At 40.7% G+C, this 23091-nt stretch carries 30 protein-coding genes and 1 pseudogene; 2 read left to right on the top strand and 29 right to left on the bottom strand.

All coding sequences use genetic code 11. From position 1 onward, the window contains the following. Window positions 1-531: 531 nt before the first annotated feature. The 19 genes and pseudogenes from JOC94_RS20215 to JOC94_RS20305 all read right to left on the bottom strand — a co-directional run bounded on the left by JOC94_RS20215 (window position 532) and on the right by JOC94_RS20305 (window position 17167). Complete coding sequence (locus JOC94_RS20215) at window positions 532-702, bottom strand: hypothetical protein (protein ID WP_171973915.1); 171 nt, start codon at window positions 700-702, stop codon at window positions 532-534. Between the two features lie 139 nt (window positions 703-841). Next, entirely contained in the window at window positions 842-1741 is a 900-nt protein-coding gene (locus tag JOC94_RS20220) for an N-acetylmuramoyl-L-alanine amidase (protein WP_077112004.1), read from the bottom strand. 42 nt (window positions 1742-1783) lie between these two features. After that, on the bottom strand, window positions 1784-2026 hold the full coding sequence (locus tag JOC94_RS20225) for a hypothetical protein (RefSeq protein ID WP_077112003.1): 243 nt from the start codon (window positions 2024-2026) through the stop codon (window positions 1784-1786). Next, window positions 2019-2222, bottom strand: a complete 204-nt coding sequence (locus JOC94_RS20230; RefSeq protein ID WP_077112002.1) for a hemolysin XhlA family protein — start codon at window positions 2220-2222, stop codon at window positions 2019-2021. The genes JOC94_RS20225 and JOC94_RS20230 overlap by 8 nt, the downstream gene beginning before the upstream one ends. A 1581-nt stretch (window positions 2223-3803) precedes the next feature. Further along, a pseudogene (locus tag JOC94_RS23035) lies at window positions 3804-4049 on the bottom strand (transposase); the annotation flags it as partial. 431 nt (window positions 4050-4480) lie between these two features. Beyond that, on the bottom strand, window positions 4481-4708 hold the full coding sequence (locus JOC94_RS20240; protein ID WP_077112001.1) for a hypothetical protein: 228 nt from the start codon (window positions 4706-4708) through the stop codon (window positions 4481-4483). Next, on the bottom strand, window positions 4705-5088 hold the full coding sequence (locus tag JOC94_RS20245) for a hypothetical protein (RefSeq protein ID WP_077112000.1): 384 nt from the start codon (window positions 5086-5088) through the stop codon (window positions 4705-4707). The genes JOC94_RS20240 and JOC94_RS20245 overlap by 4 nt, the downstream gene beginning before the upstream one ends. Continuing rightward, on the bottom strand, window positions 5085-7610 hold the full coding sequence (locus tag JOC94_RS20250) for a tail fiber domain-containing protein (protein WP_077111999.1): 2526 nt from the start codon (window positions 7608-7610) through the stop codon (window positions 5085-5087). Before JOC94_RS20250 ends, JOC94_RS20245 begins: the two co-directional genes overlap by 4 nt. Then, a complete protein-coding gene (locus JOC94_RS20255) occupies window positions 7607-9724 on the bottom strand; it encodes a phage tail spike protein (RefSeq protein WP_077111998.1) in 2118 nt (705 codons plus the stop codon). The genes JOC94_RS20250 and JOC94_RS20255 overlap by 4 nt, the downstream gene beginning before the upstream one ends. Window positions 9725-10097: 373 nt before the next feature. After that, window positions 10098-10883 (bottom strand): distal tail protein Dit, encoded by a 786-nt coding sequence (locus JOC94_RS20260; protein ID WP_077111997.1) that lies wholly within the window; start codon window positions 10881-10883, stop codon window positions 10098-10100. Between the two features lie 10 nt (window positions 10884-10893). Next, window positions 10894-12753: a phage tail protein gene (locus JOC94_RS20265; protein ID WP_205180242.1), complete on the bottom strand. Its 1860-nt coding sequence runs from the start codon at window positions 12751-12753 to the stop codon at window positions 10894-10896. Continuing rightward, window positions 12740-13027: a hypothetical protein gene (locus tag JOC94_RS20270; RefSeq protein ID WP_077111995.1), complete on the bottom strand. Its 288-nt coding sequence runs from the start codon at window positions 13025-13027 to the stop codon at window positions 12740-12742. Before JOC94_RS20270 ends, JOC94_RS20265 begins: the two co-directional genes overlap by 14 nt. 83 nt (window positions 13028-13110) lie before the next feature. Then, window positions 13111-13470, bottom strand: coding sequence for a tail assembly chaperone (locus JOC94_RS20275; RefSeq protein ID WP_077111994.1), 360 nt, complete (start codon window positions 13468-13470; stop codon window positions 13111-13113). Between the two features lie 61 nt (window positions 13471-13531). Continuing rightward, on the bottom strand, window positions 13532-14059 hold the full coding sequence (locus JOC94_RS20280; protein ID WP_077111993.1) for a phage major tail protein, TP901-1 family: 528 nt from the start codon (window positions 14057-14059) through the stop codon (window positions 13532-13534). Window positions 14060-14512: 453 nt separating this feature from the next. Continuing rightward, entirely contained in the window at window positions 14513-15001 is a 489-nt protein-coding gene (locus tag JOC94_RS20285) for a sigma factor-like helix-turn-helix DNA-binding protein (protein WP_077111992.1), read from the bottom strand. A 168-nt stretch (window positions 15002-15169) separates the two neighbouring features. Further along, window positions 15170-16009, bottom strand: a complete 840-nt coding sequence (locus JOC94_RS20290; protein WP_077111991.1) for a DnaA ATPase domain-containing protein — start codon at window positions 16007-16009, stop codon at window positions 15170-15172. Beyond that, complete coding sequence (locus JOC94_RS20295; RefSeq protein WP_077111990.1) at window positions 15954-16727, bottom strand: phage replisome organizer N-terminal domain-containing protein; 774 nt, start codon at window positions 16725-16727, stop codon at window positions 15954-15956. Before JOC94_RS20295 ends, JOC94_RS20290 begins: the two co-directional genes overlap by 56 nt. Window positions 16728-16742: 15 nt before the next feature. Continuing rightward, the gene (locus JOC94_RS20300; RefSeq protein ID WP_171973914.1) at window positions 16743-16910 is read right to left on the bottom strand and encodes a hypothetical protein; all 168 of its coding nucleotides are present in this window, start codon (window positions 16908-16910) and stop codon (window positions 16743-16745) included. 20 nt (window positions 16911-16930) lie between these two features. Then, on the bottom strand, window positions 16931-17167 hold the full coding sequence (locus tag JOC94_RS20305; RefSeq protein WP_077111989.1) for a helix-turn-helix domain-containing protein: 237 nt from the start codon (window positions 17165-17167) through the stop codon (window positions 16931-16933). Between the two features lie 171 nt (window positions 17168-17338). Between JOC94_RS20305 and JOC94_RS20310 the strand changes: the two genes are divergently transcribed. Together JOC94_RS20310 and JOC94_RS20315 are read left to right on the top strand one after the other, a co-directional pair. Next, window positions 17339-17707: a helix-turn-helix domain-containing protein gene (locus JOC94_RS20310; RefSeq protein ID WP_077111988.1), complete on the top strand. Its 369-nt coding sequence runs from the start codon at window positions 17339-17341 to the stop codon at window positions 17705-17707. Continuing rightward, complete coding sequence (locus JOC94_RS20315; protein ID WP_077111987.1) at window positions 17700-18158, top strand: ImmA/IrrE family metallo-endopeptidase; 459 nt, start codon at window positions 17700-17702, stop codon at window positions 18156-18158. Before JOC94_RS20310 ends, JOC94_RS20315 begins: the two co-directional genes overlap by 8 nt. A gap of 715 nt (window positions 18159-18873) precedes the next feature. On the opposite strand, the gene JOC94_RS20320 is transcribed toward JOC94_RS20315, so the two are convergent. The 10 genes from JOC94_RS20320 to JOC94_RS20360 all read right to left on the bottom strand — a co-directional run. After that, a complete protein-coding gene (locus JOC94_RS20320; RefSeq protein WP_205180243.1) occupies window positions 18874-19317 on the bottom strand; it encodes a phBC6A51 family helix-turn-helix protein in 444 nt (147 codons plus the stop codon). 12 nt (window positions 19318-19329) lie between these two features. Further along, the gene (locus JOC94_RS20325) at window positions 19330-19953 is read right to left on the bottom strand and encodes a hypothetical protein (RefSeq protein ID WP_077110252.1); all 624 of its coding nucleotides are present in this window, start codon (window positions 19951-19953) and stop codon (window positions 19330-19332) included. Window positions 19954-20075: 122 nt separating this feature from the next. Further along, window positions 20076-20306 (bottom strand): hypothetical protein, encoded by a 231-nt coding sequence (locus JOC94_RS20330; protein ID WP_077110253.1) that lies wholly within the window; start codon window positions 20304-20306, stop codon window positions 20076-20078. Beyond that, a complete protein-coding gene (locus tag JOC94_RS20335; RefSeq protein ID WP_077110254.1) occupies window positions 20303-21082 on the bottom strand; it encodes a hypothetical protein in 780 nt (259 codons plus the stop codon). Before JOC94_RS20335 ends, JOC94_RS20330 begins: the two co-directional genes overlap by 4 nt. Window positions 21083-21097: 15 nt before the next feature. Continuing rightward, complete coding sequence (locus tag JOC94_RS20340; protein WP_077110255.1) at window positions 21098-21331, bottom strand: hypothetical protein; 234 nt, start codon at window positions 21329-21331, stop codon at window positions 21098-21100. Between the two features lie 2 nt (window positions 21332-21333). Then, on the bottom strand, window positions 21334-21768 hold the full coding sequence (locus JOC94_RS20345) for a hypothetical protein (protein WP_077110256.1): 435 nt from the start codon (window positions 21766-21768) through the stop codon (window positions 21334-21336). Continuing rightward, window positions 21743-21901 carry a hypothetical protein gene (locus JOC94_RS20350; protein WP_171973834.1) on the bottom strand — a complete coding sequence of 53 codons (159 nt, stop codon included), beginning with the start codon at window positions 21899-21901 and terminating at the stop codon, window positions 21743-21745. Before JOC94_RS20350 ends, JOC94_RS20345 begins: the two co-directional genes overlap by 26 nt. Window positions 21902-22013: 112 nt before the next feature. Then, window positions 22014-22394: an HNH endonuclease gene (locus JOC94_RS20355; RefSeq protein WP_171973835.1), complete on the bottom strand. Its 381-nt coding sequence runs from the start codon at window positions 22392-22394 to the stop codon at window positions 22014-22016. 254 nt (window positions 22395-22648) lie between these two features. Continuing rightward, window positions 22649-22780: a hypothetical protein gene (locus tag JOC94_RS23270; protein WP_268921013.1), complete on the bottom strand. Its 132-nt coding sequence runs from the start codon at window positions 22778-22780 to the stop codon at window positions 22649-22651. Window positions 22781-22878: 98 nt separating this feature from the next. Then, window positions 22879-23091: helix-turn-helix domain-containing protein (locus tag JOC94_RS20360; protein ID WP_205180245.1), on the bottom strand; the 213-nt coding region annotated here is incomplete at its 5' end.

A 23091-nucleotide genomic window follows, 5' to 3' on the forward strand; every position in this document is an offset into this window, starting at 1 on the left:
AGCTTCTTGGGCCATAATAGGGACAAGATGCCCCGACTTACATCCAAAACGATGATTGACAGCGTTTGTTAGGAGATGAATTTTCAATCAGCTGTGTTTTGGAACGCTAAAACAAAGAAACTTGGGGTTTGAGAAAGCATGACAGGTCATATGATGGGTGAAGAGCTTTTGAAACCTAGTAAACCGCTTTTATATGAAAATACGGCACAATACATACAACGATTGTTGTTCGACCAAGCAATATATACACCAAAGCCTCCCCCTGCATTTCGGGGGAGGTTTTCTGATTAAAAGGGAGACTTTCGTAGAAGAAAGCGGCTATTATTCAGGGGGGTTGTACGTCAGGAATTATGAATTGAGACATATCCTCCATAATGTGTAATGGTAATTGAAGTGAGATGGAGGCTATTTACTCTTTGATGATCATCGCATAATCGAAAAAGACTCGACAAAATAGTGTGCGAAGATTGTTATGAAGGCTATTTGTTTTTATATGTATAAAAGCCCGGTCAGCGCCGGGCCTGTTTTTATTTAGCCATTGATTTCTCTACAACGGCAAATGAATCGCTCGCGCTCACGATCATGGTGGTGGTCGTGATCACAATCATCCCAATCCCTTACTTCCCTACATCTACAAACTAACCTTACTCTCCTTCTCCGCTCTTCTCTTTCTCCACCGACAAAATCATCTTCAAACCACATATACATCTCTCCTATTGTTTATTAAAGCCGGCTTCGATATTAATATATTGTATTTTGTATAAAAGGATTGGACAAACATTCTGATGCAAATGACGATTTTTAATATAAACAAGTAGGAGCCCTTATTCAGTATCGTTATTTAACCGCGCATCTGATTAAGCAGCAGCGTATTTTGTGCAGCCGTACCGGTATAATTCTTGATACCGTGCTGCGCTGCCAGCTTTTTCCGGTTTGCGTAAGACGAGTCAACACCGAGCGACTTAAGATAATCAACAATGCTGTTCGTCTTTTGGTCGCCTTTCTTGGTGTTAACGGGCTTTGGATATGCCGCGGCGGTTTTGCCTGCGCGCATTTTATTGAGTAGCTGCATATTTTGCGCGGCAGTGCCTTGGTAACCGGATATGCCGTACTGTGCGGCCAATCTCGCGCGGTTAGCATAGCTTGCATCCTGGCCGATGCTTTTTAGATAGTCGACGATACTGCTGCCGTTGTAGCCGCTGGATGGTTTGCTGGCGGGTTTTGATGCTACAGGTTTGGTCGCGCTTGACGCACCTTTAACCATGTTGATAAAGTCTTGCCACGTAATACCTTTATAACCTGCCCGCAATTGCGCTGGGCAATTTTTCGGATACCAATCACGATGCTGTTTAACCCTGTCAATGCCAAGTCCGTGTTTGGCCAGCAAATGTTTTGTAAGCTCGGCAGCGTTTTGCACGGCTTTTTTATAATCACCGTCGCTGTTAATGCAAATTTCAATGGCGATTGATGTTGTGTTGCCGGGCCCTTTCCCATCAGTAGCATGCCAGCACTTGACGCCATCAGGGAACGACTGAATGATTTCCTTATCGTCCACCTGATAATGCCAGCTTGCTTGTCTTGGATTTAATCTTGTTTGGATGTTGGCATGAGCCTGTGCATTAGCGCCTCTATTCGTATTTCCTGTTTGGTGGATAGTGATATATTTACACGGGTTTCCGTGTCCGTGTGTGCGTTTGTTGATGACGTTTTGCGATACCAATTGTTGTTTGATTGCTACCATCTTAAATTCCTCCTTGTCAAAAAAAAGAGCAACGCTTAAGCGTCACTCTTTGCTCTCAATCGTATTTTTTGTCCCGCTGTATAAACCGGATGCCGACAGCCCCAGCATAGCCCCGACCAAGATACCTTGCTTTAAGTCAAATTCGGCCACATATACCACTCCAACGATAATACCTAACGCCAATGAGATAAACGGTAAAATCTTGCCACTGACACCAGCTCGTTTAAAAAGCTCCACCAGCCCCAAGATCAACGGAATCAACACAACATCATATACTTCAAACATTTAAATCCCTTCCATTCATAATTAATCCAAGTAAAGCCATAATAATAACGCCTATAATAAGGCGCAGGATCCAAGTTGTATTGCTTTTAATTGACGAGATATCTTCCTTAATGTCTTTAATATTGCTCTCTGCTACAGCCAACCGAGTTTCGACATTTGTCATTCGCTCTTCTAATCTGTCAATCCTCGTATCCATGTCCCCACTCCTTTTCTGCAAAATTAAAAGAATCTTTTAGTCCCCTTTACAATTCATATTCTTTTAATCCTTTAAATTTTATTTTATCCCTATAAAAAATCATGTTTTCTCAAAAAATTCGTTAATATTGTTTTAAGCAACTTGGTAACTAAATTTTCTCAAACTTATAAAGCTTTTAATTCTACTTATATTTTTCTCGAAAAATGAGTTAGTTTTTTTTTCAACTTTAAATTTTCCTGAACAAACTAAATGAATAATGGTTTCATCCACTCCGCTAATTCCATCAAGGTATTCCCTTTATCATGAACTAACAAATCACTATTAACTGAGGGTTAATTCTTTCAGTATTCTTTTGTAATATATAAGCCTCTCTCTCACAAATGCACTAATTGGTCCTGTTCAACTTACAGCTCCGAATATATTTAAGTCTAACGCTTTTTACATCTGTTTTTTATATGAAAAAGAGTGCCGTACACCTAGCCCGCTTCGCTAGATGCATGGCACTCTTTTTCATTTTCAGGATCACAATCTGATCATTTGCCTTTTGTAATCCCTTCAATCATCAATAACGAAGCCTATACAGTTCTTTTCCTTTAAAATTCTTATAAAGCTTTTTCCATAAAGAGATAAACGATGTAGTAGGACTGGTATGTCAACGCTAAACTGTACAAACTTGTATTCATTTGGCGCATGAGAGTTTAACGATCTATGTATACGAAAATTGTTGAATCAATGTACAAAATCAAAAAGTTCAAATTCAAGTGATTGTTGGCTAGGAAAAACTCTGCAACTAACGAACTCTGTTTTGATGATTTTAAATGTCGCCTCAGCGACCTCGTTATCGTACGGGAGCTCACTCAATGACCGTTTGAAACCAAGCGTATCTAAGTCTTGATAAACTCACTTCCACGGTCAGTGTGAAACAATATAAGGCGATTTAAGTTGTATTTTACTGACGCAAAAGCACGATGAACCAATGCCGCACATTCTTGTGTGGACCAGTACTATAGCCCATCATTTCACGGTTAAATAAGTCAATTAACACACACTTAATGCCATTTATGTTGTACTAGAACGTAGATTAAGTCACTGACAATCACCTTAGTTCCTCGTCTTGACTAAACTCTCGATTTCATACACTTCCATATTGTATTCGTTAAACGTCACTTTAGTTGGCTTATAGTGGGCGATGGTAATTTGGAGACGAGCCCTTCTTGTTTCATGATGGGACGGATTCATTGACTGGAAACTTACCAACCTTTTTTCAAGCTCTTTTTAATCTTTCTTTAACCATATAGATGTCTCTGCTATTCTTGAATATTTCAACAATCAAGGTGTTAACTCTTCGCCACGATTATTCAGAATGTTAGACTCATAGTAATAAGTACTTCATTGAATTTGTAGGACGCCACACAACACATTGCACCTGCGATTACTCGGTGCAGTAAAAACATGTTCTGATCCGAGTATTTGTGACGGTTATTTCGAATCAGTTTACCTTTCGTCCCATATCAGCGCGGCTTGCTTTTTAATAAGACTTGGCATTTTATATGCCTAGTCGAATTTATACCTTTAGGTGCAGATGTCATTTTCCATGGCAAGACGTTGGTTTTCTTTTCTTAGTCGAATGAACTCATTTTGTTCAGGTGTATGATTCTCTTTTTCTTCAAATGCAACCCGTTGTCTTATGCTGGCGTACCCACTTATCAAAAGCTGAAGGTGTCAGTTCGTACACTTAAATGATTTCAATACGAGGTTTTTCAGTAGCGTGCAATTCACGGTTTGTTCGTTAAATTCTTTAGAAAAGGTTCTCCTTGGTGTAAAAATTCTAATTGTTAATATCACCGTGTTTTTTAAACAGAGGAGAGCATCCCAAAGGTCAAAAAAACGACTTTTTAGACACCCTCTTCTTACTTTTAGTCATGTTATTTTATTTGAGAAGGATTCATTAATTTTGAGGGGAAAGGCGAGCCCTCCCCCTTAAAATTAAAAATAGGCATGGCAAATAGACTGAACGACTTTATTCCTTGTCCTAAATTATTTGTTGTATATATCATATTAAAAATCACTTATCTGAAAGTACAGTATGCCAGAATAAACCTATCGAAAGTAACTTTATATATATATCAACCTAAAGGGCACAAAAAATGTAAGTTCCCAATTGTTTTAATGTACGATAGAAGTCACTCAATTTTTTAGTGACTTATAAACTTACTATTCTTCCTTAAATAGCCCCGTTACTCAAACCTACTTTTTATTTATTTTGCTGAGCTTTCTCCATTTAAAATCCGCTCAACAACTTTTTGTCTTACAACATCTTCAATTGCCTGCTCATCAAAAAATGATTCAAATTCTTCTTTTTCCAGTGGAACATAGCCATTTAGATTAATGCTGGAATCCCCATTATTACCTGTAAAATAAACTTGCAAATCCTTAGTTTCTTCACCTTCACGTCTAATGTTAATGTTTGTAATCTCTACTTTCATTTTACATCCTCCTCATTTAATTGAAATTCGTTATAGAGACAGGCTAAAGCATAAGCGTCATTGTCTTTGAATTCATACTCGGTGTCTTCAGCTACTAAACTTTTAATTACGGATTTAACAGATTGCAACATAGCTTGAGAGTTGCCCCCTTCGATGACGACTCTCTCGTTGTAAAACTTCCCCAACTCATCTTTTAATTTTTCCGGTTCATTTTTCAGCTCTTCCAGCAGCTGCTTTTCATTTTCACTAACAACTTTTAACTTTTCCATCAGCTGACGGCTTAAATTTGTCCGATGGATCGACTTCATCCCTTTTAAAGATAAGCTATCCAAAAAGTTAATAACCCGCACCAGATTACTATGTTCGATCTCTATTTTCACGCCATTTTCTCCTCCAATTGATTTATTTTTTGTTTCAAATATTGGTTCTCAATTTTTAGCCATTCGAATTCATTTTCCAATTGATCAATGCGGCTTGTTTGAAACTTTAACGAGCCGGCAATTACACCTACAGTGTTGTTAAGGCTGATTTGTTTTTTGTCTTTTGATGTAATTAAGCTTGGGCTGTCCTCAGCTATCCACCCCACTTTTAATTCGTCCGTACGCGAACTCCCATCCTCATTTTTATAGTTGAATGTGACTACATCCATGTTTTCAAAGACAAATTGCAAATAACCCACATCTGCATCTTTTATATTTGTCTTATTGTCACGACTGGACATATTGACAAGGTCAATGTAGTGGAGGTAATTTGTATAAATCCTCCACATTCTGACTCCTTCCCTGCCTATATTACCTCGTGCACTGACAGATGGCTCTATCACTACCATTTTTCTACGGGTTCCGTCGCTCTGCATTTCGGTATCCGCTGGATAAATATCTAAATATGGGTAGTTTATAAGATTCGATATTCTAAACCTTCTCGAATAAGTAATGATGTTTCCACCACTGTAAAGCTCCATATGAGCAGTATTAGCCGTACTACCAATAATAAAATGACCGTTTACGTTCATGCCTATGCCTGCCGATACGCTGCCATTACCACTAAAAAATCGTATTGTCGCAGGATCTGATTGGCCAGCGCCTCCGATGTTTCTGACACCAAGATGTATGCGCATCTTACCATTACTATCAATTGACCGTAGCCCAGTATTGTCAAGCTGAATAGACTGTACACCATTTTTAACTGCTAATGTAACAAGGTTCGCATTGATAATACCGCTAGTGATCTTGTCGGCGGAAAGAGTGGCGATCTTTGCATTTGTTATGGCCCCGTTGGCAATCTTTGCGCTGTCAACGGATAGGTTCGCAATTTTTGCGTTTGTAATAGCTCCATTTTCAATCTGTGCTGTCCCCACTGACGCCGTGCCGAGTTTTGCGCGTGTAATGGCTGCGTTTGCGATGGCGGCCGTGCCTACTGCAGCATTTGCGATCATGGCAGTTTTTATGACAGCATTGTCTATCTTCGTTTGTCCGGTGATGTGGACTTTTTGTCCGGCTATCAAAATGCCAGAAGTGTCGATGTTAATCTGATTGATAACATCGCCTTTTTGGACTCTTAGGTTAATAGCATTAGATAACTGGCTAATTTGCGACTGAGTGGCCATGTCTTCGGGGGCAGGAGTCCAATCAGTAGCTTTGTTGCCTTTTTCGAGTTGTAAATTGAATATCCTGAACCAGGCATACCCGTTTGAACCATTTAATTCTCTTTTGAGTATAGCCGCTATTAAAAAGTAGCAGTTATCATCTGTTCGGTCTGCCTTAAAGGTGTGCGACACTACGTGATAATGGATATCAGAACTAGCTTGAAACGGCTTGTATTTTGGATAACCATTCGTGTTTATGGCTTTTAACCTTAAATTTGGCCCCCCGTCACCATGCATTAGGTAGGTGTAGTCAAGTAACCCATTAAATTCATTGCTTGCAATTATAAACGATAAAGTGTACTCTTCTCCTTTGATTACACTGAATCTATTTCTTTTAAATTCGATACCTAATGCGGCACCAGCTCTAATAGCTATATCTTCACCGTTTGGTTTTTTTGATTCCCATTTGAGATAATTTCTGCCTAAATACCTGTCGTCAGTTACAACCGACACCGTGCCTATGTTTGTCCAGGTACTAAACCCATTTGTAGATGTAAAATCAGTACCGGCAATTAAATTCCTCCCGCCAATCTCCAACCCGTTTAAATCATTTCTTACACTCGTAATCGTACTCTGCAAACTACTGGCCGTCTGAGTGAGAGTACTAATATTGCCCTCTGCGTTTGACATCCTCGACTGCAAAGCATTGGCAAGCTGCGTAACGGTTGAGATATTACCTTTATTATTGTTAACCTGCGTTTGCAACCCTTGCGCTGTTTGCGTGATGCTCGAAAACCGTTGGTTGATCAGATTATTATTACTATCGTATTCTCCCTGGCTGACTTTCGATGCCAAACTTTTTGCCGTCTGCTGTACGAAACTGTCGTAAACAGTCTTGTCCACTTTATTGGTTACCTGGGCAGAAATACTGTCAACGGTTTGTTTAAGTTGGGAAAATTGAACGTTGGTTGTTAAATCTTCGGGAGCTGGGCTCCAATCAAAAACTATTCGTTCTCCCTCAACAAGATGGATTGAGTGTAAGCTTAACTGTCCACCCGTTTGCCCTTGAATTCTATAAAAAGTAAACTGATAGTATTGATGATCTTTTGCAATAAAAGAGTGTGTATATCGGATCCAAACCTCTGTTAAATCAATTATTCTTTGTCCACCTTGTTCCGGTCCGACTTGCCAACGCCCGTTACCCTTCAAACAAACAGACCAGGTGTATCTTTTTCCAGCTACCAATCTATATGGCATTCTATAATACCTGCCGCCTGAGTCGGTCAACGTATCTGTTCTAGTAAGTGTTGCTATCATTCGCTATCTTCTGTAATTTCAAGTGCTGTGATTCTACCTGCACCAATACTTGAACTAAATCTGTTATTTTCATTTGTGAATGCCGTCTGCGGTATCAAGTTTGTAGCGCTGATTTCAAAACTATCAAGATTGCCCTGCACCTGCGTAATCTGGCTCGTCAAACTGTTGCTTGTCTGCGTCAACTGACTTTGCGTAGCAAACTTGGCATTTGCATCAACGGTGTACATCTTGCGAGATATCTCACGCTCATTCTCGACGATCTGTACACTGTGTTGATCAACCATTTCGCTGACCGAGTCCAGAAGAGCACTGGTTGCTTCGGCAATTGTTTTGGCGCTCCCGGCAATAGTGTGGGCATTAACAGCTTCATCAAAAGCTGACTGTGCTTCCTCAATAGCTTCATTAGCGTTGCTTGCAGCAAGGTTGGCTTTTTCAACGGCTTCACCAGCTCTGTTTTTGGCAGTATCAATTTCAGCAGTCACATCAGCGCCGATCATGCCTAAATTGACTGTTCCATCAGCAAGTATTTGAGCTGTTTTCGACAGCTCACGCAATTCAGCTGCAATGTCGGGACCAAAAAGAATATCATCAGAAATAATCCGTACGGTTGACGCTTTGACTTGCGCAGACCAATCAGATGGCCTGCCGTGCATGTTGACTGCTCTTACTCTGTAATACCACACTTGGTCCGTATCCACTTCGTGGGGAAACCCGCTGACTCTGCCCCGCCACAAAAGATGTTGATTATCAGGTACAAAGTCTTTTACTTGGGAACCGTACACCTCGTAATGGCTGATATAAACTGCTTCGTCATAATCCCAGTACAATTGAATAACACGGAAACCACCGGTAGCCTCGACATTTACAGGTGTATCTGGCTTAATATCCGGAAATCTGTCGTTCGTGATCGGGCCGCCGCCGGATTCCCATTTGCTCCGATTTTCCCGGATTTCATTTTTCAAGTCGTCAAGTTCACGACCAAGATCATTTTCATACACGGACAAAAACTGCCCCATTTCAACTACGGCAGTTCCTTCTATATCCAAAAGATCATATTCAATCGCTATAACTCTCGTTTGGATCTCAATTGGCCGCGCAAATTGCCGGTCGATGGCGACAGCAGTGTCACCTAGACTTACATCCTTATCAAGTAAATCCACTGACAGTTTGTAATGTACTTCGGGTTTTTTAGCTTGTTTAAGAGCTTCCCAGGTTGCTCGTAATAGCTTGGCAGGGTCCTTATAATCTTGGTTGCTAAATTCGCCATACCGATGTAATAACTGTCCTTTATATATGCGGCCATATTGGAGTAGCGCATCCGGATCTCCAACCCACTTTTGCCCTCTCGGCTTGTCAGTAGGATCACCTTTCGATTTTTTCCATTCCACATCTGCAAAATCGATATATTCATTGCGGTCGTCTGTATGACTTCCTTCATCGCCTGTATTTTCGAGATTTGCCCCCCAACCATATAAGGCAGTTTTCGGATATGACAAGACCGTTCGCTGGATTTCTTCAATGTTATGATCGATCTCAAAACGGGCCCCTTTATCTGCTCCTAGACGTTCATCTATGATGATTTTACGAACGGTAATTTTATTGCCATCAAATTCAACTGTATCGCGAAATTCACCGCCCCACACTTCAAGAATCTTCCAAATACAGTCAACGCTGGATAAATGATAAAAGTTCGTAGACGCCAAATCCAACCTTACTTTTACTTCACCTATATAACGCGTTCCCGCTAATGCATCATTTAAAGCTAATTGTGCTTCTTTTTCCGTATAACGCTTGTCTAATACAAAGTTATCGTTTAATTCATCCAGCCATGCAGGGATACATGTTGCCGTGGTTTGTGGTCCGTCGTCATTATCGATATCGTCTAATTCTTTGATGACCATTTCCCGATAGAAACCATCTTTGTCTTTGAAAACCACACGATTTTCTTCTTTTACGTGTTTTACACGTTCGGCATCAGCATCCACAGTGAATACAAAAGGCTCACTAGAAACGCTGTTTATCTCTTCACGAAACGGCGCACTAATAAGCCCAGTTGATTCGGAGATAATTGTTAAAAGATCATCAGCCTGACTGAATATATAAATCTCTGACATGGTGTCCTCCTTTCACGCAGGTTAAAGCCCCCTCTTATAGTGACCATGATTGAGGGAGTATCATAGATACAGATTACTTCAAAGGAACTCCAAGAAAAACGCTTTACACTTTTTGAGTCTAGAAGTATACCAGCTTTTAAAAAACGATTTAAAAAATTAATCGGAGAAATGATTTTTACAGATCTCATATATGCTAAAATCGATTTCTTTTGTTCTTTATTCCTGCAATAAATTGACTTCGAAAGAAGTAAACAGACCCCATTCTCAAAAATGTCCAGAAGTTGTCCGACTTCTTTTCGTTCGATACAATTTATGATACGTTGTTCTAACCCTTACAATGTCACACTACATTTTTCTCATCCTTGTTACTTTCTTAATAAAATTTTTCTGTATAATTCAACTCCGTCTCATGACTCGCTCTCAAACCGACTGGTCCCGGAACTAGTTTAAACCACTCAGTCTCAAGTGCAATTGATACGGCTAAATCCTTACCGTTTAAAAAAACGTCACGCGTATTATAATAGATTTCCAGCACATCGCCGGCTATAAAATCATAATATAAGACAACCTTGCCACTGTTGTTTGTTTCCAAGCTAAATGACGATTGTGGAACCGTGAATCTTGTTCGGCTAGTCCAAGGAGTTGACTCCTGACCGCCAATTGTAAATATTTGTTCAGAGGCAGTGATGTTTAAGGTTTGTTCGTTCATATTTTTTCCCGGATCGGTACAAATAAAAACGAGACTTCCAACAATGTCATTGGAATCCTCTTCTGGTGTGTCCCCGCTTTGCAATGTTGCTAAAAAGTACGCTTCCTCGTCAGTAAATTCTAGCCTTTTCTTGGAGCCAAGCAGCAAACTGTTTAACCGATTGAAACGGTCTCGAAATCCTTCGTTTGTGCGATCAGTAAGTTTATACTTAACAGTGATCTCTCTGACGTCGTATGTGTACCCTTTTTCTCTGGCTCCGTGTCTATTTGACACTTCAGTCATATTAATACGCCTAGATAATATACCCCTGCCACTGATCGATATTGTTGTAAAACTACCATTGTGGTCTGTTAAAGCCTCATCAAGATTCACGCCATTAAAAAGAGTATTCAATGGCAGGAGAGGGCGTGACATTCCGCTTCCTGCCACTGTATCAACAAACTTGTACATAAGCACCCTCCTATCTTGGCGCACGCCTTAGCCTTGCTAATTTGCGGCTTTGTGTATTGGAAATATCGTCTACAAATGTGTTAAAATCCGTGTTGCCAAGCTGTAAATGGATATAGGCAGGCTCTTTGCCAATGCTCATTTCACCAGCCATAGTACTCCTCATCTGTACATTGGCCATCTGGTTAACACCCGCCATCTGCCCCGCAATGTTAATAGGCTCAACATTCGGTATCGCTACAAGTTTTTTCATTTCCCTTTGCACTATTGGAACAGCGCTTTTGATACTTTGTGCTATGGTGCCTCCGAAGTTTAGTTTTTGGATATCACGTAATGGCCCTTCTTTTGCTGGCGAAAACGGCAAGAAATCACGAATTCTTGATGCCACATTGTCAATTGCGTCAGTCACTATGCTAATAGCCGAACTTATGCCGTCTGCTATGGAAGTGACAATATTTCTTCCAGCATCAAAAAACCTGCTGACCATGTCAGTAACAGCCGTTAACGCACTGTTAATGCCATCTGATACGGCCGAACTTACATTTGTCAGCGCGCTTTGCACGATGCCAGCCAAAGCATTAAACACATCATTTATGACACTTCTTATTGTGTTTACAACAGTTGATATAACAGAGACGATACCATTCCAAACACCCGAAATGACAGATCTAATAACGTTCATTATCGTCGAAATAATAGAGGATATGAAATTAAATCCTGTACTGACAACGCTCCTTGCCCAGTCTACTCCGGTTTGGAAAACACGGGTTATAAAATTCCACATGGCTTGAAGAAGATTTTTGAGACCTTCAGCGAAAAGCGAGCCAATCGCTAGAATTCTCCCGATAAAAAAGAGATTAATTAATCCCCAAACCAACTGTAATGCGCCGGTAAATATCATTTTAATCGCATCCCACATTGCCGACCAATTGCCAGTAAATAATGCACTGAAAAACTGAACAATACCTAAAATCACATTGATAGCGCCTTGTATTACCCCTTTTATTGATTCCCAAGTAGATACAATTAACGCCTTAATGACAGGCCACACTGTTTGCATGATGGTCCAAATCACGATCATTACTGCGCCTATAACAACACTAATGACATTCCACACGTTTTGTACAGCTTGTAGGATCATTTCGTTGTTTTGTTGCCACCATGCGACCAGTTGCCCCCATATAGTCATTACAAATTCATGTATTGTCGTTATGACCGTTTGAATGATTCCAGATATAAAAGCCCATGCCGTTTGCATGGCTGCTCTTACCGTCTCATTCGTGTTGTACAGATAAATGAGTATTCCCACTAATGCTCCAATAGCAAATATGATTAAAGTTATTGGTGATGCCAAAAATGCTCCAATAGTAGAAAAAGCGGCCATTGCGTTTGTTAATATCCCTGTTGTTATAAACGCACTGATCGCCGATGCATTATAGGCGATGATAGCTGCTGTTAAGGTAGCTAAAGCGACAGCTACCAGAAGGATGGTCGTTTGATTTTCTGTCGAAAGCGTATTGAAATTCCTCAAAGAATCAGCAGCTATACTCAATAAACCAGTTACGGTGCTAAATGCATCCATTAACGGATCAAGAACCGGTTCCAGCACTGCTGTCGCAAAGTCAACAAAAGCGGCTTCTGCTTGGCCTATTGCATTTTGAAATAACTCGCTTTCCATTATTGCAGATCCGGCAAATCCTGCTATCCCTGTTGTAGCTGCTGCCATTACGCTTTTAAAGCCGCTTGTAAATTCTTTTCCTTTTTTTGCCTTTTGCCCTTTGGAGCCAGTTTCATTTTTAAATGCTGTTGAAAAAGCATCAGCACCATTCGCTTTTAAATATGCTTCAACAGAATAACTTTCACCCATCAGCAATCCCCCTCCCTGAATTTATTCTTGCAGCCAAAGAAGCCATCCGCTGCCATTTAGGGAATAGCTTGCTTCTTTGCGGTCTTTCTACTTTTTTAAGCTCTTCTTCATAGTTGTAAAAATCCTGAAACTTCCTAAATACAGGAACTTGTTTCTTTCCTTGCTCTTTTGTTGCACCCGCCATATGATATAACCATGCTTGTATATGCATATCATGTTCTTTATCTATTCTTTTTAATTGATATGCTCTCATTTTGTATGCATATTCTTTTAATGACATGGTATTGATTTCATACAGGCTCTTGCAATCAAGAAATCTAAAGCAATTGATTACAATTCCATCGTACGTTTCTCGTGATGTTTTTATTGTTGTACCTTTGCTTTCTTCTCGAAATCCTCGATCTTCTGTTTCAAAAAAACCGATTCTCTCATTCCATTTTCTAGCGTTTCAAATAATTCGTTCAACTTTCCATCGAAAGCGATTTTTTCCAATTCGGCTTCGATGTCATTGTTAGACGGCTTCGATTGAAGATGATCCGTTCCAGCTTTTATGACATTGAAAATCACGGTTGGATTTTTCGTTTTAAAATAAAACAAAGATTGTTCAATACCCATGCCAAATTCCACGCCATTCATATTAGCTGTATAAACTTGATCCATTTTTTTAATAAAACCAATCCCAAATTTCAATTCATATTCTTTACCGCTAATCATTAATTTCATATCCGATATCCCCGCTTTCTTTTTTAATGATGTAGAAAGGGAGTAAATCCCCTTCTACAATCTATTGTCCTTCTGGCGCTGGTTCAGTAACTGTTGTTGTATCTTTAAATGCATACTGCGCAGCTTGTTCTTGTTCTGCTGTTAAAGTCGCGCGTCCAAATTGCGGTTCCATTTCAACTGTAAATGTACTGGAAATCGTTACATTTTCCTCTGCGTTTGCAGGATCTTCCCATTCAGATAGATAACCCTGTGCATATACAGCAGGATATTTTCCTTCTGCATCTTTTAAATCCTCGTCAACGGTCACTTCCCATAATTCTAGTTTTTCACCTTTTATGACGGCTTCTTGCAACATTTTTCCAAGTGGATCTCCTTTAGCTTGAATAGCGTTGACCTCCACTTCCGCTTCAAGACCGCCAACTTGAATAACTCGTCCATCTTTTGTGACGAGCGCTTCTAGTTCTCGGGAATAAGTAAATGTGTGTTCCGTTTGGAAAGCTAGTTTTGCAGCTTCTTGATTTTGATCAGCTAACTTTCTGAATAACAAAATTTTATTTTTACCATGTTGCATTTGCGTTTCTACTGACATTTATACCCCTCCTGTTGGATTTGATATCCCTATGATTCCATTCATTTTTCCGAGACATTTTTTGATCAGGCTCGGATTCCATTTTTCTTTCGGCTTCCTTCTGGATTCCATATGACACGATCGACAGAATGTTAGTCAAATAGGAAAATTATATGCCATCCTTTTCTCCCCTTTCCCAGACGCTTCCCTTCAACAAATACCTAGATTTCCAATAGCTGTGCAATTTGACGCTCTTGGTAAATGTTCCTTGAAGCCTCTGAACAGTTGATTTTGAACATAATAAATAAGCCTTTTAATGACTTGCTTAGGTCAATCGCAAAAAAATGAAAAGCTATAGGGTCTTTTTCTTGCTATCAACTCTGTCTCATTGTTTCAGGTTAAATTCAACCTCGCGATCAGTTGTTAAGGAAAAGCACCCTTCACTAATAGAGACTTCATACGACAAGTCGTACGTCATGAAACCACTTGTTCTACTTTTTTTCTTGCCCGTTCAATATACTGTTGGACGGTCCTCTTTTTAAGACTCAGCATTTCTGCTATATCGGACATGCTCAATCCTTGAGCAACATGCAAAATATAACATTGCCTTTCCCTAAAGGAAAAAGAAGATAATATGTTCAGCAAAACTTTCTTTTGTTCTTCACTTAAACTTAGTGGCTTATGATTTGGTTCCAACTGTTCCATTATATCTGGGATAAATTCCATCGTTTCTAATGATCGTTTTTGATATACACTTTTTACGTCTATCCCGCGCATGACACCTGGTTGCTGCCCGGTTTCAAGCCACTTGATCACAAAATCCATGTCTCCAATCATGCTGCTAATTGTTTTTCTATCTTGCATATCCATAGGATCTGTTTCATCTAAACTGTTGCGTAATTTATCAAGCTGTCTTTTTCCTTCTGAGTATTCTTGAATTAAAATATCTGCCCAATTTCCCATTAAAAACCCCTCCTTAAAGCTGTCTGAATGAATATCTAGTTTATTCACTATTAAAAAAACTCTCTATACAGTGTTTGCATCCGCCCATTTTTCACATAGCCTTTTGAAAATTTCACTTGACAACTACCCCATCCAATTTTATTAAGTACATTGGCCTTGTTCACATTACTAAAAAGGAATATTATTCATCCGCTTATCCTTGGTTTCCTTGAATACAACAAACTTGGGGTTTCTAAACAACCTTGATACCAGTTTTTTATCGTACATGTGAAACAGTGTTTCGCTTGAGAGATTTGTAGTAATGATTGAAGATTTATCCTGCCTGGTGGTAGTAATCGCATATAAAACTCTTTGAACAAAATCGGTGGCAACTTTATCGGTGCCGATCGCGCCAGTTTCTGCGCCAATATCATCCAACGCGAGATAATCAACTTTGGACATCAGTTCTACAAAATAGCTTTCGGTGTGTTTTCTCTCTTTGTTGTTAAACGAATCCTTAATCGTCCTCATCATGCTTTCTACATTGACAAATAGGCACGATGCATTTAATTCACTCTCATTCAATTCACGTAGAGCGGCATAAGCTAAGTGGCTTTTCCCGGCACCTTGATTACCTTGAAGAACCAAATTAAAAACTTGGCCATCTTTAAAACGGGCTACCGATTCTACAACTGTTCGTTTGTTCATTCGCGCTTCTTGGTGTTCAACTTCATAATTATCTAATGTAGCTGCCAAGATCGTTTTATCGGATAATATACTAAGGTTGTAAAAAGTGTTATAATTTTTTCGCTTTAATAATTCATCGTACCGCCTTTGGATGGCCTCCTGCAGTTTGTCATCTTCTTTCTCCAATTCACAGCGGGGACAAACCAATTCACCATCTACCATCATCATTTGAATAGGCTTGACGATCTCCAGCCCGTCTTTTATATAAGTGTGCCGTTCACATATTTCAGAATGGTATGTTATATTCTTTGGCCATTTTTCCGGAATCGTGATTTTCTCCATTTGTTACACCGCCTTTTTGATTAAGGTAGGATTCAAATTTCGTTCCGAATAATGTTTCTGGCCGAAGGAATTTATTCATCTTTTTATCAACGAGCCACTCTTTGCATTTGATATGAATGACAGTTTTAAAATCCTCCAGCCTATATCCCTCATTCCAACGGGCTTTAATGAAAGCTTTTGTTTTCTTCGTTGTATGTCGATAATTGGTATGAGCCGCTTTGTTAAGATAGGTGACTATCTCGGCATATGGTATATTATCTATATCTTTATCTAGATCTCTATCTATATCTGTGCCATCACGTGACGTCACGCTAACGTCATTTAACGTTGCTCGTTTTTTTCGTTCTCTATACCTTTTATTTCTTTCCGCATTCAGTTTTCGAACTCGTTCCATCCCCTCAATGTTTTGATGTTTGTCCCAATTCGTAATACTGATAAAATGCTCATCCGAAATGTCAATCATCCCAAATGCTTTTAATGTTTTAAGAGCCATTCTTACAACATTAAGCGGTCTATTGAAAATAGTTGCCAACATCTCGTCCGTGTATGGGACATTTTCGCTTAGATAGATATATCCGCTCGCGTTTGTCTTTCCAGCTTGGGCCAAAAGCTTCACCCAAATGATTAGAATAGTGTCGGCTTCCGGCATATTTTCAATGAGGCGAATCTTCTCGTCTTCAAACATTTGTGTACTAAGCTTGATCCACTTTACATTCATTCATGTCACTTCCCGTTAAAAAATTCGGATCGTGATATACTTTTTCTCAGTTTTATAAATATGAATGATTTTACAAATGACAATTGCGGTAATCATCTTTAAAAACAATGTCTGATGTTCAATGAGGATGCGAATATCAAGTAGAATCCTTTTAGAATCATCCAACGTCTCTTGGCTGGGCAATCGCCACACTCCCAATACACTTACTCGCTCTTTCGTTCCTTTATAGGAACTGAACATTCAAAAAAATATGTAATGGGAACGCCCATTTCCGTATGAATTTTTTTAGCTTCTTCTAATGTAAAATCACCGAAGCCATTTAACTTTTTACTAACAGTGTTTGGTTTAGTATCGATCACTTTTGCTACATCTCGGTGCTTAAAGCCATTTTCAACTAAAAATGCTTTAATTTTATCATAGGCTCGTCTCTGCTTACTCAAATTTCAGTCCTCCTTTTGTTCCATAATAGGAACACCTTTACTATAAAACATGCCATATTCAATGTCAATAAAAAATGTTCCTTAAAAGGAAAAAAATATTGTCTAATGTTGCATTTAAGGAATACATATTATATTATATTCCTAAATCAGGAATGCCAAAGGGAGATAAACATGAGTGTATTTGGTAAACGGATAAAAAAATTAAGAGGGAGCCAAAGCATAGAAGAGTTGGCGAAAAAATTGAACGAAAAATATGAAACGACAATAAGCAAGAGCATGATTTCGCGCTATGAAAACGGACAATCTGATCCCAGAATGGAAATAGTGAGGATATTTGCCGATTATTTTCAGGTATCTGCTGATTATTTAGCTGGATTAAGCGAAGAGAGTAAACCACGCGTAACTGAAAAAGGCGGATTATATACAATCGCTGCCCATCACGAAGGAGAGGAATGGACCGAAGATGAATTAGAAGAAATAGAAAAGTTTATGGAATTCGTAAAATCAAAAAGAAAACAAAAGGGGGAAAAAAATGTATGACAGACTTCTAAGAGAGGCTTCTGACAAGGGAGTCGATATCTACGAAAAACCTATGAAACCAACCATTAAAGGATTATATTGTAACAACAATATTTGGATTAATAAACACCTTGCGACTACTTCTGAAAAAGCATGCATCTTAGCAGAAGAATTAGGCCATTACTATACATCAGCAGGAAACATCCTAGATCAATCTAAAGTTGAAAATCGAAAACAAGAATTAAAAGCCCGTTCATGGGCTTATGAAAAGCTGTTCCCTCTCCAAAAAATTGTACAAGCACATCAATCAACAGTCCGAAACCGTTATGAGTTGGCGGAGTTTCTCGGAGTAACAGAGGAATTTTTAGAGGAGGCTATCCAGCGCTATCGCGAAAAGTACGGCCCCTACACTACAATCGACAATTATACTATTTGTTTTGATCCTTTAGGTGTATTAGAAATGTTTGATTAACATTGAAAGCTCTTCCATTGATCTGGCTGGAGATTTTATAACAAGGATCGTGACAAAATTCTCGTGATCAGGCATGGGGCGATATCGAAAAGGTTCGCTTCCATGACCTGCGGTACTCCTCCGTCTATTTGGTGTTAAGTGAGGGAATCAATATGAAGGTTGTACAAAAGACTTGTACACAAAAACATCAAAAAACGATGAATATTTACTCACATGTCAGAGAAAAAGACGATGAGAAAGCAAGCAACGTTTTTGACGACTTGCTATGAATTGGTCACACGTTGATCACTGGCAGACACATACAAAGAAAAAGACGCTATTCCTATTTTCAAAGAACAGCGTCATATCAAGGTTTGTATGAGTGATTCCGACTGGGTTCGAACCAGCGACCTCCACCCTGTCAAGGTGAACGGTTTTTAGTCGGTAAGTCTACGGTATGTCAAACGTTGGTATGTACGTTAAGTCTAACGGTATGTCACACGCTTACAACGATTATACCGATAATGGCGCTACCTTACAAGCCCTATTTCGCAATGAAAGGCCGATAGTACGCCGACGCCTCTACTCGATTGCTCTAAACGCGATTCTCTGCATAAAAAAAAAAGACGGACTAGCCCGAAAGCCAGCCCGTTCCGCTAAACATCATATGCCTATGATCTCCGCCCGCTGCGTACTACCTCCGGCCATGCGTAAAGCCCTCATCAGGGCCAAACATTTAATTAACGTATTTGTTCAGTTCTTCCAAGCCGCGGCTGATCTCGTCTCGCGAGTACGCAGGCTTGCGGCTATCTTCGACGACAAGCGTTTGCCTATCCTGCATACGTCCGTTCAGCCGATAGAACAACTCCAAAGCTTTGATAGAGGCAACTCCGTTGTTACTCGTACCTTGTATCAGTTTAATGAGCTGACTATCGGCTAGGCTCCGGTAATTATCGAGTTTGTTGTCCGATATAGCCGCCATGTAGCGGGTAAAGTCCGGATTTTGGCGCCAATTATAAAGCTGGCGGTCAGTAATGCCTACTTCCTCCGCAATTTGGTCTAGCGTTTTCTTCTCACCTTTTGGGGCGAAGTCATTGGCGACAATCAGCTCGGCAGCCAACCGCTGGCCGGGCGTCAATCGTTGCTTTAATTCCTCGAAAGTAATGTAATTTTCCGACATTGTATAACCTCCTTAATATAGATGTCTGATTGAATCGAAATGATCGCACAATCTTTTGTATTCTACTTCGAAATATTCCTCGTCCTTCAATCGCTCGTATTCCTCGTAAACTTCCCTGCGAAATTTATCGTTTTCCTCTTTGCCGGCGTTCCATATCCAGGCGTATTGATCGAGACGCGGCGGATGATACTCGCCTTTTAAAAAGTCGAGACTAATAAACATTGACCGTACTAACTCGAAAGCAGAATCATATTCTGCATGTTTTTCTATATTCGATATAAGGACGGCCAAACAGACGCCCAATACTTTAATACCGGTCGAGTCTTTTACCTTGCCTATTAGCTCGATATATGGCCGGAATGACTGCGCCCATTGTATTTGCTCATCCGATAATGGTAAAACTTCGTTGGCTTTATCGCATAGCTGCGCGTATTTAATAGCGAATTGATGCAATGGCTGGCAACGCTCGTAAAGAGTCCACGCCATAGCAACCGATACAAAGTCGGCGGGCGGCTCCGGCGGCACTCCCCGCGCCTCACGGTCAGCTTTTATCATTGCGGCAAGTCGTTTATTCTCTGCTTTTAGTTCTTCTATCGTCAGCTTTGATGCTGGCTTAAAATTATAATCGTCTTTCATCGTTTCACTCCTTAAAAATAGTAAGGCGGAAGGTCCGACTTCCCTCCGCCTTCGTCCGTCAGCGGACGTCCTCGCGATAATCCCCTCCACGTTTGCGCTCCGCTTCATCGGGGCTTGTCCGATTAGTTTAATTTTTTCATAGCTTTACGGAATTGATGCGTATAATAAGCGCGTCTTAATCGCATCTTGCCTACGTCGGCAAACATTGCCAGCGCTCCTAATCTAAACGCTTGCCGCTCTTCATCCGTCTGTAATTGATTATGTGCGATATGATAGAAGCTAACCGCCGGATTTACTCCTTGTTTACCGATACCCGACGCCAACGCCTCTAAGTTAATCATTACGCTATTCATCTAGTAATCGCTCCCTTTCCTTTTAAGTGTTCCTCGTAAAACTCACGGTCAATTCCGCCGCCTTTTAGTGCGCTACTGGCTTCGTCTTGTACGACCCGACGCGCGATGTCATCGATTCGCTGCTTTCCTAGTACACTTGTCGGCAACTGTTCGGCTACTTTGACCGCGAGCAAGTCGCTATTACGAATATCCTGTACGGCGCTGATGATCGCTTGCTTGTGCGTTGCATTGCCTTCGATTCCTCCGATTAGGCCCGCAATTTCGCCCTGTAAAGCTACTCGCTGTCCGTCTGTAAGCAAGTTAATCTCGTTTTTAATCTCCGATAATGCCACGCCTTTATCGCTGGCGCTCGCTAGTTTTAACGCTGCCCTATTTTTAAACTGTTCCGCGACGGCTCGATCGTTGTCCGTTACCTTAATAACTGCCCGCGCGGCTCTTATTTTCGCTTCTTCGATTTGTTGCGCTCGGTAAGCCTTCCATTCCGCCTCAACTTCCGCAGTCTTGGCGCGATATTCCTTTTCGAGTTTATCGAGTTCATACTTTTGTACTTTCTCGTCTTGCAATAACGGATTGTCCGACTTGCGGATACGGTCGACATTAGCGCGGTAAGTTGTTCGCAGCTCGTCCGCCTTTTGCTCCAATCGTTGCAATTCCGGAATATCTAACTTGACCGCCTTACCACTGTCAAGTAGTGCCTGCGCTTGCTCATGTTCAGCATGAATTACTCTATGCTTTTCGATATTTCCATCTGATTGGTACGTGAATAGCCTTGTCATTTTATCGTCTCCTTTTTATTTGAATGGTCGCCATGATCTGTCATCAACATATACGTCCGTGTAACTTTTTTCTCGCTTAATATCTGCCGCTACCGCTTGCGCCTGCTTTTCGATTTCCTCCGGGCTGTCTCCGGTAATATATTTAGTGTAAATATCAACGTCGGTTATACTGACGCCAGCCTCCGCGAGTTTTACTTGTTTTAATTTCGATAGATAATCGGCTTTTGTTTGCTCTAGCTTTTCGCTCATACTTACCACCTCCAACGTAATTTATCTTTTATGCGTTCAAATACTTTTTTGCCTAGCTCGGTCGGGTCTTTATGCTTTGGTCGATAACTTCGCCCTGACATTGGATTCGGGTCTACATAATTAATTGCTGGCGGAATCTCAAGCATTAAATTAAAAACGGACTGCTTAATTTCCTCGTCCGTTTCGCCTTCGACGTGCTCGAGATAACGCTCGATCTGCTCGTCGTTATAGTGTAGTTCCCGCATGGCCTTGCGCTTGCTCTCCGCAATACTTTCCGCCTTAAATCCGGCGAGCCGTTCGTCTAGCTTCGCTATCTTCGATTGATAGGATTCGATCTCGCGCTCAATTTCGAGAAGGGCGTCCGTTTGATCTTCGGTAGCTTCCTTCGGCTTCATTCCGTTATATAGCTGTTCAGTTTCCGTCTGATTTTCGCTCATAGTCCGCCCGCTCCTTATCAAGTTTTAGGATTTCGAGTTCTATTTCCAGTTCGTGGATACGCTCATTCAGCTTGTTTACGCGCTGTCTTACGATTTGGCTTACGTCGTCTTTTGTAAATAGTTGTTCGCTCATTCTTTTTCGCACTCTCCTTTAATAGTTCGATTTGTTCCGTTGTCAATAATTCCGATAGATTTACAGACATAGGGCGGGCTTGTCTCCGCCTGTTTCGCTTTTGCTTCGTCATTTATTTATGCTCCCTCGCTTGTTCCTTCAATTCTTCGAAGATAACTTCTATGTGTACGCCGCGCCTCGTTGCCATTCGTTCAATAGTCGTTAAAATCTCGAAGTCGTCCGGCCTATCGCTCCGATCTTGCCACGTTAGTAAGTCGTGGTTAAACTTCGAACGATTACAAGTCTTGCACACGCAAGTTACGTTACTAAGCGTATTTTTTCCGCCTTTGCTTAATGGTACGATATGTTCTAACTGGTAATCGTCCGTCACCTCTCCGCAGTAACTACACTCGCCATGCGAAATGGCAAATACGAACATAACATCATTAGCCGTTAAGTCATCGAATACGCCGTATTTAGCCGCGGCTTTCTTGGCGTCTCGCCATGCCGTCATAGCTCGTCCTCTAAACGTTGCATTATATTTACGCATACGTTCGCGCGCTGTCTCCCGTTCACACTCGATACAATACGACCTCTTGGCGCCGTAGTATTCCTCGATCGGCTTCGTCTGCTGGCAGCGCGTGCATGTTTTTAGTTCCGTACTCATGCGCGCTCACCTGCCCGCATACCTTCGATTCTTGCGTCGATCCTGTTTAGTCTTCGATAAATTTCAATTAATACTTTCATTCTCTCGATCTCTCCCTCGATTTAATTTTTTAGTTGTTCGTCAATCTTGCGTAAAATATCGTTAATCTCAAGCGTTACATGATGACCCGCCTTTTTTAGCTCCGCCAATGCTCGGAGATACGATATAAGGGCGTCCAGCCGTGTTTCTCTCACTCTCTCGCTCCTTCCGCTTACCCTCCGGCCGCGTACTGGCCATCATCGGATATTTTAAAATTTCACTTGACAAACGCTCCGAAAGTGCTAAAATAAAGTTAAAATGGGGTATTCTGATTAAATTTTTCCATAAACAAATAAAAATCGTCGTCTAATTCCATTTCAAGGCGCGCGAGCTTTGCCCGTACATAATCGGACACATCGCGCCCGCCCTGCTCGATAATACACACGGTACCAACTGAAATACCGAGACGCTTGGCAAACTCCGCCATAGACAGGCCAAGATAATGCCTAATAGCTTTCACCTTGTT

Source organism: Siminovitchia thermophila (genome assembly GCF_016909185.1).
GTDB lineage: Bacteria > Bacillota > Bacilli > Bacillales > Bacillaceae_C > Siminovitchia > Siminovitchia thermophila.